Source organism: Streptomyces sp. NPDC056160, assembly GCF_042268205.1.
GTDB lineage: Bacteria > Actinomycetota > Actinomycetes > Streptomycetales > Streptomycetaceae > Streptomyces.
This window is the reverse complement of the sequence record NZ_JBHJUW010000121.1, coordinates 1-19,014: the sequence shown is the minus strand read 5'-3', so window position 1 is coordinate 19,014 and position 19,014 is coordinate 1. Positions and strand designations below refer to the sequence as shown.

Here is a 19,014-nt window from a genome sequence, read left to right as displayed (position 1 = left end):
TTCGGCCGGGAGGTCATATGAGCCGCACCAGGCGCGGACACCGCTCGGGCGCGGCCCACCAGAAGTTCGTCCGCGACCGCGGCACCGTCCGCCCCTCGGCCGCGACCGGACCGTGCCTGACCCAGGCGACCGCCCGTCAGCCGCCGCGCCTGCGGAACTGCGACGGATCGGCCGGCCAGAGGTTCGCCCCGTAGCGCCCGGAACCCGGCCGGGCGAGGCTCGGCCGGCCGGACGAGGTCGCCGCCGCCATCGCCTTCCTGCTCGGCGAGGAGGCCGGCTTCATCACCGGCCGGATGCTGTGCGTGGACGGCGGCGGCAGCATCCCGGGACGGTGACGGGCCGGACACGGAACGCCGGTCATCGCAAAGAGCGAGCCGGCCACCGGGCCGGCCGGGGAAGATGGTCCGGCCGGGTGCAGGGCGCACCCGGGGCCCAGCCGAACGGAGCAGAACCCACCGTGATCCGCCCCCTCAGGTCCATACCGGCCGCGGCAGCCGCGGCCGCCACCCTGCTGATGCTGAGCGCCTGTTCCTCCGGCCCGAAGCCGCCGGACATCGCGGCGCCCGCGGTGACCGGCACACTCTACGTCGCCGGCACGGCGAAGGACGGTACGGCCGCGGTGTGGCAGGTGAGCCACGGCTCCGCACACCGACTCCTCGGCGACAGCCCGGCCGCCCTGCCCGTGACCTCCGTCTCCCTCTCGCCCGACGGACGCCGCCTGGCGTACGTGTCCCGCGGCATCATGTACGTCAAGGACCTGAGCACCGGTCAGGCGCACCCGGCCCACACCCCGGGCAGCGTCGGCGAGGAGCGCGCCACCGATGTCGGTATGCCCGACGACTCACGGTGCTCGACCTGGTCCCCCGACGGCAGGCACGTGGCGTTCACCGTGGAGCGCGGCGTGTTCGTCTACGACGCCTCGGGCGCCGGCCGCCAGGTGTCCGGCCGCCCCGTGTCCCAGTGGCGGGAAGGGCAGCGGGACCTGCGCGACCTCGCCTCCGCGCCCACCTACCACGACGCGTCCGCGGCCTCCGACATCACCTGCGCGCGGTGGATCGACGACACCCGGCTCGCCTTCGACCGGCTCGGCCAGAACCACGCGGACACGATCGGCAGCGCCGCCGAGGCCGACACGACCACCATCGCCCGCATCGACACCAAGCAACCCGAACTGACCAACCTGCTGGCCCGGTGGACCGCCTCCGGGGTCTGCCGCGGCCGTGTCCTGCTCGACTTCCACCCCGAGCAGTCCGTCTCCGTCACGCCCTCGCCCGTCCCGAACGCGGCCCGCAGAACGGGCGTCCCGCTCCTCGTGAACGCCGGAGCGCTGAACTACCGCGCCTACTCCGACAACCCGCGCACGGCCGGAGCGGACCTGAGCGCGGCACGGCTCTTCGACACAGGGGCCTTCTGGACCTTCACCCCGGGAACCTGCCGGCTGGTCGGCGCCGTACCGAAGTCGCCCGACACGGGGACGTACGACTACCTGGTGACCACGCTCGACGCGGGAACAGGGGCCTCCCCCGAGCAACGGACCCTGACCCTGGCGGTGGGCAAGGGCAGCCCGCTCTCCCGGCCCGATTCCGGGTACGTCGTCGCGAACCCGCGCCCCGGAGCCCAGACGGTCGCCTACCCGGCCGCCGACGGCGAGGTGGGCGTCGTCGACCTGGCGACCGGCGGAGCCGCGGTGGTGAAGGGCCCCTGGAAGACGGCGACGGCGACGGTGGCCTGGCGCGACGAGTGAGGGCCCCCGCTGAGCCGTCCGGACGGGTGAGGGCACCGGCCCTCACCCGTCCGGCGCGCGGGAGAGGGGCGCAGCCGCCGGGGCGGGCACCCGGTGAGGCACACTGGCTGCATGGGCGACCTCAATGCCCGGGGGGCGTCCTCCCGGCGGTTCCCCCCGGGACCGGAGAGCGTGGCGCGGGCCCGGCGGTTCGTGCGAACCGTTCTCGGCCATGCCGCCCCGGACGTGGTGGAGACCGCTCAACTCCTAGTCAGTGAACTGGTGACCAACGCGGTCCTGTACGCCCGCACGGAGGTCGAGGTGACGGCCGCCGCCGAGGCCGGCACCGTGCGGGTGGCGGTCGGCGACCACCGGCCCGACCGCGCCCTGGTGCCGCACGAGTGCGCCTCGTACGCCGGTACGGGACAGGGCCTGGCCCTGGTCGCGCTGCTGGCCTCCCGGCACGGCGTCGACACAGGCGAAGCGCGCAAGACCGTCTGGTTCGAGCTGGACCCCGGCGGCGCCCCGCCACATCCGGCCGGCTGGGACGTCACCGTGCCGGCCTCCCGCGTCGGAACCACCGTGACGCTGATCGACGTGCCCGAGGCGCTCTACTCGGCCTCCCAGCAGCACCGGCACACGTTGCTGCGCGAGGCAGGACTGGCCGTGGCCGCCGGAACCGACCTCGGCGTACCGGCGCACGACCTCGCCGTCGCCCAGGACATGAGCAACGTGATCAGCGCCCGTGTGACGGCCGCGCTGCGCGAGCAGCCGGCGGAGGCCGGGGTCCGCTCCCTGCTCCTGGGCATGCCCCCTGACGCCGGGCCGGCGGTGCGAACCCTGTGGGAGGTGCTGGGCCTGGCCGAGGAGGCGGCCCGCGACGAACGCCTGCTGACCCTGCCGGCGCTGCCGCGCGGGCGGGTCTTCCACCAGTGGCTGTTCGACCAGATCGCCGGCCAGCTCGACGGCGGGACTCCCGTGGCGTGGACCGTGGTGCCCAGGGAGCCGGGCGCCGGCCTGTCGGAGCTGGTGCCGTGGGACCCCGGCCAGGTCCGCGCCGCGCGCGTGCCGACCATCGCCGCGGACGAGAGGAACCTGATCATCGCCGCGAACGCGGCCGCGGCGGACCTGCTCGGGCGGCATCCGGACGACCTCGTCGGCCGGCCGCTGACCATGCTCATGCCCGAGCACCTGCGCAGACGGCACACCGGGTCGTTCACGTCGCTGCTGCTCACCGGGCAGCCACGGATCCTGGGCCGCTCCGTGCCGCTGCCCGCCCTGCACCGCGACGGCCGGCTGGTCCCCATCCGGCTGCTCATCCAGACCCAGGAGACGGCCGACGGCCGCACCGTCTTCGTCGCCCAGCTCACCCCCAGAGCCGCCGCGCCCCTCGCGCCGGACCGCCCGCCGGGCCGTCCCCGGTCGGTGCCGGCGCTCCCCGAGCCGGCCGGAGGGCCGGCGTCGGTCGCCAGGGTGGCGGTCCGCGGCCTGGCGGGCGCCTCGGCGCTGGAACGGCTCGCCCTGGTGGCCGACACCGGGGCCGCGCTGAGCAGCGCCACCGATCTGGACGAGGGGCTGCAGCGGGTGGGCGGCATCCTCACCGACCGGCTGGCCGACTGGTGCGCGGTGGACCTGTTCACCGAGAACGCGGAGGTGGAGCGGGTCTGTGTCGTCCACCGGGGCCCGCGCGGGTCGTCGCCGCAGGAACACGAAGGCCCGCTCCCGCCGGTCTCCGTCACCGCCCGGGGGCCGCTCGCCCGTGCGCTGCGTGGCGCGGGGCCGCTGCTGCTGACGGAACCCCCGCCGTCGAACCAGGTCACGAGCCCCCTGGACGCGCACTACCTGCGGATGTTCCGCAGACTGGGCGCGAACAGCGCCGTCGTCGCCCCGCTGCGGGCCCGACGGGACGTCATCGGCGCTCTCACCGTGGCCCGCAGCGGCTGGGAGCGGCCGTTCACGGAAGCGGACCTGCCCCTGGTCGACGACATCGTCCGCACGCTGGCCCTCGGGGTCGACAACGCCCGTCTCCACCAGGAGACACGCAACATCGCCGAGCGCCTGCAGCGCTCGCTGCTGCCCGTCCTGCCGCAGGTCGCCCATCTGGAGCTGGCCGCCCGCTACGCGGCCTCCTCCACCACCGCGCAGGTCGGCGGCGACTGGTACGACTGCTTCGTCCTGCCCGGCGGGGACACGGCCGTGGTCATCGGGGACGTCGCCGGGCACAACCTCGACGCGGCCATCACCATGAGCCAGTTGCGCAGCATGCTGCGCGGGATCGCCGTGGACCGCGAGGAACCTCCCGCGACGGTCCTGCGCCGCCTGGACACCGCGAACCACAGTTTCGACCGGGAGGCCACCGCCACCTGCGTCTACGGCCTGATCAAGGGCTCCGGTCACGGCCCCTGGGAACTGGCGCACTCCTCGGCCGGGCACCTGCCCCCGCTGCTGACCGTGCCGGACGGTCCCACCCGGTTCCTGGAGGGCGGCGCGGGCCTGCTGCTCGGCGTGGACCCCGACGTGCCCCGTGCCGGGGCCTCGGACGCGATCCCGCCCCACGCGACGGTGCTGCTGTACACCGACGGCCTCGTCGAACGCCGCGGCGAGCCCCTGGACCACGCCCTGGACCGGTTGAGCCGGCACGCCGCCGCGCTGGCCCGCGAACCCCTCGACGTGTTCTGCGACGAACTCCTCATCAGGCTGGGCGCCGACGGCGAGGACGACATCGCCGTCCTCGCCGTCCGTCCCACGCCCCCCTCCTGAGGGCGCCTGCCCGGGAGCCTCAGGCGGCGGAGCGGGAACCGGCCGGGCGGCGCCGGAGCGCCGGGTCCGTGAGGGACGGCGGGGTCCAGGCACCGTCCGGGTGGTACACGTCGGTCCCGGGCGGCACGATCTCGTCGATCCGGTCGAGCACCGCGTCCTCCAGCACCACGGACCGGCCCTTGAGCGTGGCGTGCAGCTGGTCCATCGTGCGCGGGCCGATGATCACCGAGGTGACCGCCGGATGCGCGAGCGGGAACGCGACGGCCAGCTCGGGCAGCGAGCAGCCCACTTCGTCGGCCACGGCCACGAGCTGTTCGACCGCATCCAGTTTCGCGGCGGTGGTCGCCACCGACGGGTCGAAGCGGTCCGGGTGCAGTGCGGGGCGCCCGCTGCTCAGATCGAGGTCCCGGTCCTTGCGGTAACGGCCGGTCAGGAAGCCGGAGGCGAGCGGGCTCCACGTCAGCACCCCCATGCCGAGGCGTTCGGCCACCGGCAGCACGTGCCGCTCGACGCCCCGGGCCAGCAGGGAGTAGGGCGGTTGCTCGGTACGGAACCGCTTCAGTCCGCGGCGGTCGGCCACGTGGTGGGCGTCGACGATCTGGTCCGCGGGGAACGTGGAACAGCCGAACGTCCGTATCTTGCCCTGGCGCACGAGGTCGGTGAGGGCGGACAGCGTCTCCTCGATGTCGGTCCTGTGGTCGGGCCGGTGCACCTGGTACAGGTCGATCCAGTCCGTACCCAGCCGGCGCAGACTGTCCTCCACCTCGCGGACGATCCAACGCCGCGAGTTCCCACCGCTGTTGGGGCCGTCACCCATGGGGAAGTGCACCTTGGTGGCGAGCACCACGTCGTCGCGCCGGCCCTTGAGCGCCTTGCCGACGATCGTCTCCGACTCCCCGGCCGAGTACATGTCGGCGGTGTCGACGAAGTTGATCCCCTCGTCCAGCGCGGCGTGGACGATCCGGGCGCACTCCTCGTGGTCGGCGTTGCCGATGAACCCGAACATCATGGTGCCCAGGCAGTAGGGACTGACCTCGATGCCGGTGCCGCCCAGAACGCGGTGGTGCATGGGGCTCTCCTCGGGTGTCGGTTCCTGGATGGCGCGACCCTACGAGTTGGAGCCCACTTCAGGGCAAGACCGGCATCGTCACGCCTCGCGGAACAGATCCGCCCCGTCCGGTTGTTCACGCCGTTGCCTGATCACATCGCGCGGTGTCCGCTGGTCAGGCACTCCGGCACCACCTGGGCAACACCCACAGACAAGGAAGAGCACCTCATGTTCCACCGCGTTCTCGTCGCCGTCGACCCGAGCCCCGCCCGTCACTCCGTCGTCCGCCTCGCCGGCGACGTCGCCCGGCTGAACGGCGCCAAGGTCAGGGTGCTGCACGTCGCCCCCACCGCCGCCACCCTCGCCGCCGTGGTCCCTCTGGAGAACGACGCGGAGGCCAAGGCCGTGCTCGACGAGGCCGTCACCGCGCTGCGGGACTCGGGCGTCGACGCCGAGGGCGCCGTGGCGGGCGGTCTGACCACCCAGATCGCCACGACCATCTCCGCCGCCGCCGAGGAGTTCGGGGCCGACCTCCTGGTCCTCGGCCACCATCACCGCGGCCCGCTGGAAGCCTTCGTCAGCCCCCGCGTCAGCGACGCCGTCGCCCACGCGGCCCGCATCGCCATCCTCCTCGCCCCCGAGGACACCACCGCCGCCGGGCAGGACTGACCGAAGGCCGTCCCGGCCGGGCGCGCGCAGCGCCACCGGGCCGGCGGACAGGTCCGGAACGGGCGGGGCCTGGACGGGGACCGCGCGGGCCGTTCCACTCGGTGGTGGGCACGTCCCTTCGACGACCTCGGCCACCGGTGCTTCCCGGGCACGTCCGGCGATGGGCAAGGCGGTGTCAGGCCACGGCGGTATGAAGCGTCTGGCCGCGTTCGGCCGGCGAAAACCGCCGGACAACGGAACGTCGCTCCGATCAACCTACGGAGCGACGTTCCGCTGTGTCGACGCTCGCCCGGGGCACCGATGGACTCACGGGTCCCGCGACCGCCACGGGCCCGCCCCGGCGCGTCACGGTGTCGTCGGCGGTTCCGGTTCCGACGTCTCGTCGTCCGGTTCGCTCGCCCACCGGGACAGGAGTTCCTCGAAGGCGTCCATCCCCAGCAGGAGCAGCATCATCGCGATCGGCGTGCACAGTGCCACCACAACCATGGAGCCTCCCGAGGGGAGCACCGGCGGACTCTCTTCACCCGGCCCCGCGTGCCGCACGCGGCGAGGCACTACCCAGTGTGGGGCCGAACGGGGGACCGCGCACTTCGTTCAGGCCGCGGCCGGCGGCGGACCGGCGGAGCGGCGTCCACCGGAAAGCGGTCGCGGGCGAAATCGCGCAGCGGCCACGGCGCCGAAGCTGTTCCTACCCCCGGACCCCGTCGCCGGCCGCCCCGTCCGCCGTACGCGGCCGCCGCTGCGCGCGCAACGGCGCGTACACGAGCAGGGCCGCCGCGAACGCCACCGGATAGGCGAGATCGGCGCCGTGCAGGGCCCGGGCGGCCGGGCCCGTGTACAGGCCGGTGTTCATGAACGGCACGGAGACGGCGAAGGCGACGACGAACGCGGTGAGCGCCGGCCACCAGGGCTGGGGGCGGTCCGTCTCGTGTGACAGCTCGACGGGGCGCCCGCCGCGGGCGCGGGCCCGGGCGGCCCAGTCGACGATCACGATGGCGACGAAGGCCGGGATCCAGTACCCGACGAACAGCAGCACGTTCTGGAAGCGCGCGGTGGTGTCGGCCGCGTGCATCCACAGCACCAGCGGGAACCCGAGGACCGCGGCGAGGGCGGCGGCCGGCGGCCGGGGCAGGCGTACGCCCATGGTCTGCAGCGCCAGCGACCCGCTGTAGTCGTTCATGGCGTTGCTGCACAGCGCCGCGAGCGCGATCGCCAGGAGCCCGAACGCGCCGAGCGCGCCCCCGCCGAGCAGCGTGTCGACACCGTGGGCGGTCTGGTCGGTGAACTCGGCGGCGCCCCACAGGCCGAGCGCCTGTACCGCCACGAAGGACAGGCCGATGCCGAGCAGCGTGCACCAGAACATGCGCGGACGCGATGCCGTACGGGGCAGGTAGCGGCTGAAGTCACTGGCGTAGGGGGCCCAGGACAGGGCGAGGCTCAGCGCGACGGTGCAGGTCAGGGCGAACGCCCCGGCCCGGTCGGCGCCGTGCACGGTGGCGGTCGCGGCCGGGTGGGCGCCGTGGACGAGCTTGGCCGCGAGGACGGCGAAGGCCGCGGCGAGCGCGAAGGTCATCACCGTCTGCAGCCGGTGGATCACCTCGTAGCCGAGCACGCCCAGCGCCCCCTGGCCCGCCATCATCACCAGGACGCCCGCCCAGAACGGCCAGCCGCACAACTGGGCCAGCGCCTCCCCGCCGAACAGGCCGATCAGCGCGTCCCAGGCGATCGACGACAGCCACTGCAACATGCCCGGCACGGTGACGGCCCGGCCGAACGCCAGCCGGGCCAGGGGCATCTGCGCCGCCCCGGTCCGGCTTCCCCAGGTGCCCAGGTAGGCGGTGGGCACCGCGCCCAGCACGGTGCCGAGCACGACGGCGGCCAGGGCGGTGGTGAAGTCGAGCCCGAGCGTGGCACCCACGGTGCCGCTGAACACGCCGGTCATGGTCAGGTTGGGGGCGAACCAGACGGTGAACAGCCGCCCCGGGCCGCCGTAGCGGGTGTCCTCGGGCACCGGCGTGATCCCGCGTGCCTCCATCCGCAGATCACCGGGGGCCGTCGGCATCCGTCCGTCGAAGACGCGCCGCGGGCCGGCGGCGGCCGGCTCGGTGCGGGCATGCGGCAATGACATGTGACATCCCTCCGCCAGTCCTAACTGGTTCAGGTTCGACGGGTGTGATCTCAGCCCCGCGCAGGGGCACCCCGTGTCCAGGTACGGCCGCCAGGATAGCCCGGCCCGGTGTCAGGCCCCGCCGGGGCGGTCCCCGTCGAGCGCGAGCACGGCGAAGGTGGCCAGCCAGTGGTCGGTGGTGAAGTCGCCGCGCTCCACGGCGGGCAGGCCTGCCGCGAGGTGTGCCCTTGCCGCCTCGGCGAGGCGGGTGCGGACCGGACCGTCCGGCAGCGCCCCGGCGATCGAACGCAGCGCGGCGGCCCTGCTGAGGGCCAGGCCCAGCAGGTGACCGATCTGCGGATCGGCGTGGTCGGAGACCACGGGCACGTCCAGCGACGGGCAGGACGCGCCCGAGCGCAGGGCGGGCAGGAACCGGTCGAGCCAGGAGGCGAAGGCCTCCGGGGCGAGCACCCGGCGCATCGCGTCGGCCTCGGTCAGCGCGGGCGACAGGAAGTCCTGGCCCGACGGCTCCCAGTGGGCGGGAGCGTCGTGGTCGTCGGCGAACCAGGCCAGCAGACGTTCCCGTACGGCGTCGGCGGTCGGGGCGGACAGCTCCCCGGAGTCCAGGAGCAGACCGAGCGCGAAGGCGCTGTTGGGATGGTTGCCGTGGCGCACGGGATAGGTGGCCTTCGGGAGCCAGCCGGCGAGCAGCCGCTCGACGGCGGCGACGCCCGGTGCCAGGGCCTCGGCCCAGCGCGCGCCCGCCGCCCCCGCGTACGCCCGGCACTCGGCGGCCAGCGCCACCAGCCAGGCCCAGCCGTACGGCCGCTCGAAGGAGGGCCGGTCCAGGAGGTAGGCGGCTTCGGCGGTGATGTTCCGCGCGGTGAGGTGCCGGTCGAGCACGTCCACGTAGGGCGCGGTCTCGGCGAGCGCGGGTGTGCCGCCGTGTCGGCGCAGCACGCGCACGAGCAGCCAGTGCATGTGGACCGAGGAGTGCCAGTCGTAGGCGCCGTAGAAGGCCGGGTGGAGGCTGCTCGGCCGTGTGTCCTGCTCGGCGGAGGTGACCAGGTGGGCGGGGAAGTTGGGGTACTCGCGGGTGATGTTGGCGAGGGCGAGCCGGGCGAAGGGCGTCGCGTAGGAGGTGAGCGGCATCAGTGGGTGGCCCCCTCGGTGATCTTCAGGTCCTGCTCCGTGGGCGTGCCGGCGGCGGCGACCAGCAGGGCGCGCAGCCCGCGGGCCACGGTGGCGGGCTCCAGGGCCGGGGCGGTGCCGTCGGTGACCTGCTCGGGCGCCCAGGGGACGTGTACGAAGCCGCCGCGGACGTGCGGGAACTCGGTGGCGATGAGGTGGCCGAGGCCGTACGCGACGTGGTTGCAGACGAACGTGCCCGCCGTGTGGGAGACGGCGGCCGGGACCCCGGCCCCGCGCACGGCGGCGACGCAGGCCTTGACGGGGAGGGAGGAGAAGTAGGCGGCGGGGCCGCCGGGGACGACCGGTTCGTCGACGGGCTGGGCCCCGGCGTTGTCGGGGATGCGTGCGTCGTCGATGTTGATGGCGACGCGTTCGACGGTGACGGCCGCCCGACCGCCCGCCTGGCCCAGGCAGAGGACCAGCTCGGGGGCCGCCGCGCGGACCGCGTCCCGCAGCGCGTCCAGGCAGGTGGCGAAGACGCAGGGCAGTTCGGCGGCGGTGACCGTGAGTCCGGCGGGCGGTTCGGCGGCCAGGAGGCGGGCCGCCTGCCAGGACGGGTTCACGCTCTCGCCGCCGAAGGGGGCGAAGCCGGTGACGAGCACACGGGTCATGGGACTTCCTTCACGGGGAACGACGGTGGGACGGGCCGGGGGCGGGCGGCGCGGGCCGGGTGGCTCAGAAGGCGAAGACCGCCATGATCACGGTGCAGCAGACCAGGAGCGGCAGCGCCGTCGGGAGCTGCGCCTTGATCGGTCCGTACTGGTCCTTCAGTTCGAGCAGGGTGGCCGGGACGATGTTGAAGTTGGCGGCCATCGGCGTGCAGAGCGTGCCGGCGAAACCGGCCAGCATGCCGATCGCGAGGACGGCGGCCTCGTTGCCGTGCATCTGCTCGATGAGGATGGGCCAGCCGATCGCCGCCGTCATGACCGGGAAAGCGGCGAACGCGTTGCCCATGATCACGGTGAACAGGAACATGCCCACGCAGTAAGCGATCACGGCGAGGTACTTCGAGTTGTCCGGCAGCACGTCGTTCACGATCTTGCCGACCTGGGTGCCGACGCCGGCCAGCGCGAAGATCGACCCGAGCACGGCGAGGAGCTGGGGCAGCAGCAGCGCGGAACCCATCGCCTCCAGCATGGAGCGGCCGGAGTGCAGCGGCACGGAGAGCTTCTTCTCGCCGGTGACCAGCATGCCGACGACGAGGGCGACGACGCATCCGACGCCGAGGCCGAGCAGCGTGGCCTTGCCCTTCTCGAACAGGCCGGAGTCGTCGAGCACGGAGGCACAGACGATCGCGACCACCGGGATCGTCAGGGCGGGGATGAAGATCTTGCTGCCGAGCCGGGAGGCGGAGGCCTCGCGCTGCTCGGCGGTGGTGGTCACCGGCACACCCTTGCCGAGGAAGTTGAACCCGGCGAGCACGATCAGGACGAGGACCGCCACACCGAGCGGTTCGGCGGGCAGGGTCCAGCCGCCGTTGCCCGACTCGGCGTTCGCCACCCCGGTCCCGTAGGGGAAGGTGAGTCCGAGCAGGCCCCAGAAGGCCGCGGACGTCCACCGCTTCGGGTTGCTGCGGTCGGCGGCCATCTGCACGGCCATGACGACGAAGACGAGACCCACCAGCCAGTAGAGCCATTCGACCTTGATCACTTGGCGGTTCCCTTCGGCAGCGGCAGGTCGTGTTCCGCGGCGGCGAGTGCCATCTCGCGTTCCAGCTGCCGGTCCAGGAGCAGCAGGCGGGCCCCGTGGATGAGGAAGGCGCAGACGGCGAGCGGTATCGCCCACAGCGCCAGCTGGGTCGGTTCGAGTTCCTGGTGGTACGTCGAGTTCACGAAACCGGTGATCAGCAGGATCGAGCCGATCGCGATGAAGCAGTCCTCGCCGAAGAAGACACCGACGGTGTCGGCCGAGGCGGCGTAGGAGCGCACCTTCTCGCGCAGGCGCTCCGGCAGCGCCGCGCCCGTCGTGCGTTCGGCCGCGGCCTCCGCCATGGGCGCGACGAGCGGCCGTACGGTCTGCGCGGGACCGCCGATGCTGTTGAGGCCGAAGGCCGCCGTGACCTGCCGGACCAGCAGGTAGACGGTGAGGAAGCGGCCTGCGCTGAGACTGCCGAGCCGGCCGATGAGGTTGCGGGCCTGCTCGCGCAGGCCGTAGCGCTCCAGGAGGCCGATCACGGGGAGCACGATGGCGAAGACGGTGACCGAGCGGCTGTCGGCGAAGGACCGGCCGAAGGCCGCGAGGACCTCCAGCGGGTTCATCCTGCCGAGCAGTCCGGTGACGATCCCGGCGACGCCCACGACGAGGACGGGGTTGCGGCGCGTGACGAATCCGAGGATCACCACGACCACACCGAGGAGAACGATCATGCGCGGCCTTCTTCAGGCATGGGGGACAGGGCGCCACGCGGATCCGGGGCTGCCGGAACCCATGGGGATGCACGGACCCTAGGCGATCGTTGAACGATCGAACAAGGGGCAAATTCACGTCGCCGTCATGCGGCCGCCACGGCACCCCCTTGTCGGATCGTTCAACAATCGTCTACTTTCAAGGTGTGATCGATCTCAACGCGGACCTCGGTGAAGGCTTCGGACGCTGGACCCTCACCGACGACGACGCCCTCCTGTCGGTCGTCACCAGTGCCAACGTCGCCTGTGGCTTCCACGCCGGCGACCCCTCGGTGATGCGCCGCGTCTGCGACCTCGCCGCCGAGCGCTCAGTACGGATCGGGGCCCAGGTGTCCTACCGTGACCTGGCCGGCTTCGGACGGCGCGCCATGGACGTGCCCGGCGAGGAACTGGCGGCCGAGACGGCCTACCAGATCGGGGCACTGCGCGTCTTCGCCCAGGCGGCCGGGACCGACGTGGCGTACGTCAAACCGCACGGCGCGCTCTACAACCGTACCGTCCACGACGCCGACCAGGCCGCCGCCGTCGTGGCCGGAGTGAGCCTCGCGGGCGGCGGCCTGCCCGTGCTCGGCCTGCCCGGATCACACCTGCTCGCCGCCGCCGAGGCGGCCGGGCTCACCGCCGTGCCCGAGGCCTTCGCCGACCGCGCCTACACCCCCGAGGGCACGCTCGTGCCGCGCCGCCTGGCGAACTCCGTCATCACCGACGAGGACGCGGTGGTGCGACGCGCCCTGGCCTTCGCGGTGGACGGCGCGGTCCAGGCCGTGGACGGCACGACCGTCACGGTCGCCGCACGGTCCCTGTGCGTGCACGGCGACACCCCGGGCGCCGCCCTCATCGCGGCCCGGGTCCGCGCCGCCCTGGAGGCCGCCGGCGTCGAGGTCGGGTCCTTCGCATGACCGGCGAGCAGCCCCTGACCGTGCGCACGGCCGGACCCCACGCGCTCCTCGTCGACCTGCCCGACCCCGAACGGACCGCCGCCTTCCACGCCGAACTCCTGCGCCGGCGCGCGGCCGGAACCCTGCCGCCCGTCGAGGAGATAGTGCCGGGAGCGCGGACCGTTCTCCTGGACGGCGTACCGGACCCGCGGGCGCTGGCCCGCCGCCTGGCCCACTGGGACGTGCCCGCGCGGGCCGCGGACGACGGGGGTGTGGTGGAGATCCCCGTGCGCTACGACGGGCCCGACCTCGCCGACGTGGCCGCGCTGTGGGGGATCGGCGCCCACGAGGTCGCCGCCCGGCACTCCTCCTGCACCTTCCGCGTCGCCTTCTGCGGTTTCGCGCCCGGCTTCGGCTACCTCACCGGACTGCCCGCCGCCCTGCACGTGCCGCGCCGCGACACGCCCCGCACGCGGGTCCCGGCCGGCGCCGTCGGACTCGCCGGCCCCTACACCGCGGTGTACCCGAGGGCCACGCCGGGTGGCTGGCAGCTGATCGGCACCATGCCGGACCCCGCCCGGCTGTGGGACCTCGCACGGGACGAACCGGCGCTCCTCACCCCGGGCACCCGGGTGCGGTTCGTCACCGAGGACTGCGTCACAGACGACTGCGTCACCGGGAACGAGGCGGCATGAGCACCGAGATCACCGTCGTACGCCCCGGAGCCCTCACCACCGTGCAGGACGCCGGCCGGCGTGGCCACGCCCACCTGGGAGTCCCGCGCTCCGGCGCGCTGGACGCGCCCGCCATGGCACTCGCCAACCGGCTGCTCGGCAACGACCCCGACGCCGCCGTCCTGGAGACCACGGTGACCGGCTGCGCCCTGCGCCCCGACCACCACGTCACCGTCGTGGTCGGCGGCGCCCCCTGCCCGGTGACGGTCGACGGCCGGCCCGCCGCCTGGGGCACGCCGGTGCACGTGCCCGCGGGCGCGGTCCTCGACGCGGGCACCGTCACGGCGGGTGTGCGCTCGTACGTGGCCGTCGCCGGTGGCATCGCCGCGGAGCCGGTCCTCGGCAGCCGCTCGACGGACCTGCTCTCCGGGCTCGGCCCGGCGCCCCTGCGCGCCGGAGACGTCCTCCCCCTGGGCGCCCCCGCCGGGCGGCCGGCGCCGTCCGGTCCCGCCCCCTGGCCCGCGCCCCCCGCGGAACTGGTCCTGCCGCTGCGGCCGGGCCCCCGCGACGACTGGTTCACCGCCGCGGCACGGCGCACCCTCTTCTCGGCGACCTACCGCGTCTCCCCGCACAGCAACCGCGTCGGCCTGCGCACCGAGGGGCCGGCGCTCGAACGGGCGAGAGGCGGCGAACTGCCCAGCGAGGGCATGGTGCTCGGCGCGGTGCAGGTTCCGCCCGACGGCCGCCCGGTCGTCTTCCTGAACGACCATCCGACGACGGGCGGCTACCCCGTCATCGGAGTCGTCACGGACCGCGGCCTGGCGTCCGCCGCCCAGGCGCCGACCGGGACGCCGATCCGGTTCACCCCGGGGTGAGGGACTGACTCAGGTTCACCCGGGGCGAGGGACCGACTCAGGTCCCCGAGGGCGAGGGACTGGCGCTCACACCGGGGCGAGGGTCCGAGACGCGGCACGGAACAGGACGCGGCGGAGCCATGACGTTCGGTATGTTCCGTACCGTATGTCACGTCCGCTCCCGGTGGCGGAGGTTCCCGTACCGGCAGCAGCCGTCCGTCACAGGAAGCTGAAGCCATGCCCGTCCCGGTCGTCCTGTTCACCTCCGACCTGCGCCTGCACGACCATCCGCCGCTGCACGCCGCCCTCAGCTCCGCCGACGCTGTCGTCCCGCTGTTCGTGCGCGACCGGGCCGTGGCGGCGGCCGGGTTCGCCCCGCCCAACCGCAGCGCCTTCCTCGCGGACTGCCTGGCCGACCTCGACACCTCGTTGCGCGAGCGCGGCGGACGGCTCGTGGTGCGCGCCGGGGACGTCGCCGAAGAGGTGTGCCGCGTGGCCGCCGAGGCGGGCGCCGACGAGGTGCACCTGTCGGCAGCGCACAGCCGCTTCGCCATGCGCCGCGAGGAGCGGTTGCGGGCCGCCCTGGAGGCCGACGGCCGCCGTCTGCTCGTGCACGACGCGGTCACCGTGGCCGTACCGCCCGGCGAGGTGACCCCCGCGTCCTCCGACCACTTCGCGGTGTTCACCCCCTACTACCGGCGTTGGTCTCAGGCTCACCCGCGCGGCCTCGTGGCCGCCCCGCGCCGCGTTCGCGTCCCCGGCCACGTGCACGGCGAACGGCTGCCCGCGCGCGCCGACGTCACCGGCGTCTCGCCCGCCCTGCCGGCCGGCGGCGAGAGCGAGGGCCGGGGGCGGATGGCCGCCTACTGGCGGCGCGGACTGGACACCTATGCCGACACCCATGACGACCTGGCCGCCGACGCCACGTCCCGGCTCTCCGCCCACCTGCACTTCGGCACCCTGTCACCGGTGGAACTGGTCCACCGCGCCCGCCGCCGCGGCGGCCCGGGCGCCGAGGCGTTCGTACGGCAACTCGCCTGGCGCGACTTCCACCGCCAGGTCCTCGCCGCCCGCCCCGACACCGCCCACGCCGACTACCGCACCCGAGGCGATCACTGGCGCACGGAGCGCACCGCGCGGGCCGACATCGAGGCGTGGCGCGAGGGCGGCACCGGCTACCCGGTCATCGACGCGGCGATGCGGCAGCTGCGCCACGAGGGCTGGATGCCGGGCCGCGCGCGCCTTCTGACCGCGAGCTTCCTCACCAAGACCCTGTACGTCGACTGGCGCGTCGGCGCCGCCCACTTCCTGCACTGGCTGGTCGACGGCGACGTGGCCAACAACCAGCTCAACTGGCAGTGGATGGCCGGCACCGGCACCGACAGCCGGCCCAACCGCGTCCTCAACCCCGTCCTCCAGGCCAAGCGGTACGACCCCGACGGCAGCTACGTCCGCCGCTGGGTGCCCGAGCTCGCGGGCCTGGACGCCCGGACGGTGCACGAGCCCTGGAAGCTGTCCGGCCCCGACCGTGCCGCGCTCGACTACCCCGACCCGGTGGTGGAACTGGCCGAGGGGCTGGACCGCTTCCGGCGCTCCCGCGGCCGGCCGGAGCCGAGGACCGCGCCCCGCGGTTCATGAGAGGCCCGGTTGCCCGTCGGCACCGACGGCGCACGGCGCCGGGCGAGGCCGCAGAGGAGGCCGGCCAGGCCCGCCAGGGCCATGGCCGCACCGAGCCGGAACGCAGTGCGCGGCCTCCTCCGGGCGCCGCCCGGCGTACGGCCGAGCACGCCGGACACCACGCACTCTCGGCACACCGCAAGATCGCGTGGACGCAACGGCAATCCCGCGCATCCCCGAACCGCCGCGCCCGCTCTAGCGTGACGGAATGCCGTATCACTACCGCGTCACCGCACGCTCGCAGGCCAGGCCCGAGACCGTCTACACCGCCCTCGTCCGCGCGGCGACCTGGCCCGCGTGGTCGCCGATCGACTCCGCCGAGATCGAGGGCGGCGGCGACCCCGCGCGGCGCCAGGACGTCGGTGACACACGGATCTTCCGGACCGGCCGGGCCATCTCGCACGAACGCATCGTCGAGCTGGTCACCGACCGGCGCTTCGTCTACGACAACACGAGCGGCCCGTTCCGCTCCTACCGGGGGACCGTCGACCTCACCGACGCACCGCACGGCGGAACCGACATCACCTGGGCCGCCGCGTTCGAACCGAAGCTGCCCGGCTCGGGACGGCTGTGGCAGTGGTACCTGACCCGCTTCATGCGGCGGATGGCCGACGGCCTGGCCGGCTACGCCGACACGGCCTGCGACGGCGACACGGTCCGCTGAGAGCACCCGCGGGGCCCGCCGCCGGGTCACCCTCATGGCGACCCACGACCGTGGCCGTCCCCGTGCCCGCCCCGCACCCGTGCCGACGGCCGTCGGCCGACGAGCGCCGCCGGCCTGGCGCCGAAGGCGCCGCGTACGGCTCAGGCGCGGACGGTGACGGTCGCCAGGAAGCGGAGCAGGGTGTCCGCGACCGCTTCCGGGGCCTCCAGCGGCAGCAGGTGCCCGGCACCGGGGACGACGGTCATGGTCGCGTGCGGCACGCAGGGCAGCAGGCACTCGCGCAGCACACGGGGCGGCTCGACCCGGTCGTGCTCCCCGGCCAGCACGGCCACCGGAGCCTCGATGCGCCGGGCCTGCGCGGTGATGTCCTCGGCGATCCCGTGCAGCGGCCACTGCGTGCGGGCGTCCCCCGAGGCGGCGAGGCTGTCCCGGACGACAGCGTCCCGCGTCCGTCGCGGCAGGGCGACGGCGGTCAGCACATGGTCCAGGGCCTGGCCGACCGTCTCCGGTGAGTCGTAGGCGTGGGACAGGCCCTGCCGGTACTCCTCCGTCACGGCGGCGGCCGGCAGCGGGGGAGCGGGCGCGACCAGGACCAGCCCGGCCAGCCCCGAAGGCCGCCGGGCCGCGACCAGCTGGGCGACCTTCCCGCCCATCGAGTGCCCGACGAGGACGAAGGGACCCGCGACACACTCCTGGACCACCCGGAGCAGGTCGTCGGCGAGCCGGCCGAGGTGGTACGGACCCGGCAGCTCACGGGACGCGCCCCAGCCGCGCTGGTCGTAGCGGACCGTCGCCTGCTCGGGGGGCAGATGCCGGACGACCTCGTCCCACGTGGCCGCCGAGCCGCCCCAGTAGTGCGTGAACACCAGGGCGGTCCCGCCGTCACCGCCCCCGGTCCGCACCTTCAGGGAGCCGCCCGCCACGGCCACGGTCTTTGTAGTATTCGACATCTTCGCGTCTCTCCTCCATGTCGCGGCAGACCGGGCCGTCCCGTGGGACATACGCCGCCTGGGCCGTCCGACCTGCCTGTGGTCACGCGAACGACGCTACGTCGGCGGACCGAGCCGCCCTGCTGGAAAGAGACCGACCTCTTGTGGAAAACGGACACCCTGCCGTGCGGCAGCTGCGCTACCTCCCCGCCGTCGGGGCCGTCCACGGCGTGGAGGTCCTCAGTTTCGAAGCCCTGCGCAGAACGGACACCGCGCGGCGCCGCACCCGGCTGCAGCGCCCCGACTTCCACGTCCTCGCCCTGGTCACCGCGGGCAGCGGCAGCCACGAGGCGGACTTCCGCCGACATGAGCTGCGCGCGGGCAGCGTCGTGTGGATCAGACCGGGCGCGGTGCACCGCTGGAGCGACGTCGACCGCCTCGACGGCCCGCTCGTCCTCTTCCAGCCGGGGTTCCTGCCCGACCCCGGCCTGGAAGACGCGGACGTCACCGCGCCCGCCTGCTGGAACCTGTCGCCGCAGGCCCTTCCGCTGGCCGTGCTGGCCGCCGAGCACCTCGACCGCGAACACCGCGCGGCGGTGCGATCACCGCGCATGGCATCCGGCGCGCTGCTCGCCCACCTCCTGGCGGCACTGGTCCTGCGCGTACGCCCCGAGACGCCCCCACCGTCCCCCCGCGACACGACGGGGAGCCGGCCGCTCGGCGTCTTCCGCGCCTACCGCGCCGCCGTCGAGGAACACTTCACCCACTGGCACCAAGTGGCCGACTACGCCCGGGCCCTCGGCTACGACACCCGGACCCTCACCCGCGCGACCCGCGCCGCCACCGGAACCGGCGCCAAGGCATTCCTCGACCAGCGCGTCCTCCTCGAAGCCAAACGCCTGCTGGCCCACACCGATCTGCCGGTCGGCAGCTGCGCACACCGGCTCGGCTTTCGCGACACCGGCAACTTCACCACCTTCTTCCGCCGGCAGACCGGCGTGACACCCACGGCGTGGTCCTCCGGCCGCTCGGCGGGGACGCACACCTGACGGCGCGGAAGGTGGCACCGGCGTCACGCGGACGCGACCGGCGCGAGCCGGATGGGCGCGCGCATGCCCCGCACCGTGGGGAAATAACCCGCGTTCCGCGGGCGTGCGGCAAGGAAGCAAGGGCATCCGGTGGCCAGGAGGTCGATGACGATGGTTCCCTTGCTTCTTGTTCTTCTGCTCGCTCTGATCCTCTTCGGTGCCGGATTCGCACTGAAGGCGCTGTGGTGGATCGCGGTCATCGTGCTGGTGCTGTGGCTGCTGGGCTTCGTGGTCCGGCCCGCGGGCAGCGGCGGCCGGCGGGGCCGCTGGTACCGCTGGTAGCCGGTGGCGCGACAGCGGGACGCGCACGGCGGACGCACGGACGCAGTGGGGCCCGGCCTTCGACC

The 19,014-nt window shown here is 74.1% G+C and carries 19 protein-coding genes, 1 pseudogene and 1 riboswitch; of the genes and pseudogenes, 12 read left to right on the top strand and 8 right to left on the bottom strand.

The window, feature by feature from the left end:
• The first annotated feature begins 17 nt into the window (after positions 1-17).
• The 4 genes and pseudogenes from ACFC02_RS32495 (at position 18) to ACFC02_RS32480 (ending at position 4,483) form a co-directional block, all read left to right on the top strand.
• Positions 18-194, top strand: a complete 177-nt coding sequence (locus ACFC02_RS32495) for a hypothetical protein (protein WP_376365132.1) — start codon at positions 18-20, stop codon at positions 192-194.
• 33 nt (positions 195-227) lie between these two features.
• A pseudogene (locus tag ACFC02_RS32490) lies at positions 228-335 on the top strand (SDR family oxidoreductase); the annotation flags it as partial.
• 122 nt (positions 336-457) lie between these two features.
• On the top strand, positions 458-1,744 hold the full coding sequence (locus ACFC02_RS32485; RefSeq protein ID WP_376365130.1) for a hypothetical protein: 1,287 nt from the start codon (positions 458-460) through the stop codon (positions 1,742-1,744).
• 111 nt (positions 1,745-1,855) lie between these two features.
• Entirely contained in the window at positions 1,856-4,483 is a 2,628-nt protein-coding gene (locus ACFC02_RS32480) for a SpoIIE family protein phosphatase (RefSeq protein WP_376365128.1), read from the top strand.
• Positions 4,484-4,502: 19 nt separating this feature from the next.
• Here the strand turns inward: ACFC02_RS32480 and ACFC02_RS32475 are convergent, their stop codons facing one another.
• A complete protein-coding gene (locus ACFC02_RS32475) occupies positions 4,503-5,552 on the bottom strand; it encodes an aldo/keto reductase (protein ID WP_376365126.1) in 1,050 nt (349 codons plus the stop codon).
• Positions 5,553-5,759: 207 nt separating this feature from the next.
• On the opposite strand from ACFC02_RS32475, the gene ACFC02_RS32470 reads away from it, so the two are divergent.
• The gene (locus ACFC02_RS32470; RefSeq protein WP_376365124.1) at positions 5,760-6,200 is read left to right on the top strand and encodes a universal stress protein; all 441 of its coding nucleotides are present in this window, start codon (positions 5,760-5,762) and stop codon (positions 6,198-6,200) included.
• Between the two features lie 345 nt (positions 6,201-6,545).
• Here the strand turns inward: ACFC02_RS32470 and ACFC02_RS32465 are convergent, their stop codons facing one another.
• From ACFC02_RS32465 to ACFC02_RS32440, 6 genes are all read right to left on the bottom strand, one after another.
• On the bottom strand, positions 6,546-6,686 hold the full coding sequence (locus ACFC02_RS32465) for a hypothetical protein (protein ID WP_360961091.1): 141 nt from the start codon (positions 6,684-6,686) through the stop codon (positions 6,546-6,548).
• Between the two features lie 202 nt (positions 6,687-6,888).
• Positions 6,889-8,328: a purine-cytosine permease family protein gene (locus tag ACFC02_RS32460; protein ID WP_376365122.1), complete on the bottom strand. Its 1,440-nt coding sequence runs from the start codon at positions 8,326-8,328 to the stop codon at positions 6,889-6,891.
• A riboswitch (TPP riboswitch) is annotated at positions 8,318-8,412 on the bottom strand. It overlaps the preceding gene by 11 nt.
• A 27-nt stretch (positions 8,413-8,439) precedes the next feature.
• Positions 8,440-9,459, bottom strand: coding sequence for a DUF2891 domain-containing protein (locus ACFC02_RS32455; protein ID WP_376365120.1), 1,020 nt, complete (start codon positions 9,457-9,459; stop codon positions 8,440-8,442).
• Entirely contained in the window at positions 9,459-10,109 is a 651-nt protein-coding gene (gene pcp, locus ACFC02_RS32450) for a pyroglutamyl-peptidase I (RefSeq protein ID WP_376365118.1), read from the bottom strand. Before pcp ends, ACFC02_RS32455 begins: the two co-directional genes overlap by 1 nt.
• A gap of 64 nt (positions 10,110-10,173) precedes the next feature.
• On the bottom strand, positions 10,174-11,148 hold the full coding sequence (locus tag ACFC02_RS32445) for a DUF979 domain-containing protein (protein ID WP_376365116.1): 975 nt from the start codon (positions 11,146-11,148) through the stop codon (positions 10,174-10,176).
• Positions 11,145-11,864: a DUF969 domain-containing protein gene (locus ACFC02_RS32440; RefSeq protein WP_037854922.1), complete on the bottom strand. Its 720-nt coding sequence runs from the start codon at positions 11,862-11,864 to the stop codon at positions 11,145-11,147. The genes ACFC02_RS32445 and ACFC02_RS32440 overlap by 4 nt, the downstream gene beginning before the upstream one ends.
• 185 nt (positions 11,865-12,049) lie before the next feature.
• On the opposite strand from ACFC02_RS32440, the gene ACFC02_RS32435 reads away from it, so the two are divergent.
• From ACFC02_RS32435 to ACFC02_RS32415, 5 genes are all read left to right on the top strand, one after another.
• Entirely contained in the window at positions 12,050-12,802 is a 753-nt protein-coding gene (locus ACFC02_RS32435; protein WP_376365114.1) for a LamB/YcsF family protein, read from the top strand.
• Positions 12,799-13,476 (top strand): allophanate hydrolase subunit 1, encoded by a 678-nt coding sequence (locus ACFC02_RS32430; protein ID WP_376365112.1) that lies wholly within the window; start codon positions 12,799-12,801, stop codon positions 13,474-13,476. Before ACFC02_RS32435 ends, ACFC02_RS32430 begins: the two co-directional genes overlap by 4 nt.
• Positions 13,473-14,330, top strand: a complete 858-nt coding sequence (locus tag ACFC02_RS32425) for a biotin-dependent carboxyltransferase family protein (RefSeq protein ID WP_376365110.1) — start codon at positions 13,473-13,475, stop codon at positions 14,328-14,330. The genes ACFC02_RS32430 and ACFC02_RS32425 overlap by 4 nt, the downstream gene beginning before the upstream one ends.
• A 216-nt stretch (positions 14,331-14,546) precedes the next feature.
• Entirely contained in the window at positions 14,547-15,947 is a 1,401-nt protein-coding gene (locus tag ACFC02_RS32420) for a cryptochrome/photolyase family protein (protein ID WP_376365108.1), read from the top strand.
• A gap of 247 nt (positions 15,948-16,194) precedes the next feature.
• Positions 16,195-16,650, top strand: a complete 456-nt coding sequence (locus tag ACFC02_RS32415; protein ID WP_376365106.1) for an SRPBCC family protein — start codon at positions 16,195-16,197, stop codon at positions 16,648-16,650.
• 140 nt (positions 16,651-16,790) lie between these two features.
• Here ACFC02_RS32415 and ACFC02_RS32410 read toward each other — a convergent pair whose 3' ends face one another.
• A complete protein-coding gene (locus ACFC02_RS32410; protein ID WP_376365104.1) occupies positions 16,791-17,600 on the bottom strand; it encodes an alpha/beta fold hydrolase in 810 nt (269 codons plus the stop codon).
• A gap of 164 nt (positions 17,601-17,764) precedes the next feature.
• On the opposite strand from ACFC02_RS32410, the gene ACFC02_RS32405 reads away from it, so the two are divergent.
• Complete coding sequence (locus ACFC02_RS32405; RefSeq protein ID WP_376365102.1) at positions 17,765-18,628, top strand: AraC family transcriptional regulator; 864 nt, start codon at positions 17,765-17,767, stop codon at positions 18,626-18,628.
• Between the two features lie 150 nt (positions 18,629-18,778).
• Positions 18,779-18,949, top strand: a complete 171-nt coding sequence (locus ACFC02_RS32400; protein ID WP_055490792.1) for a DUF5670 family protein — start codon at positions 18,779-18,781, stop codon at positions 18,947-18,949.
• The last annotated feature ends 65 nt before the right edge of the window (positions 18,950-19,014 follow it).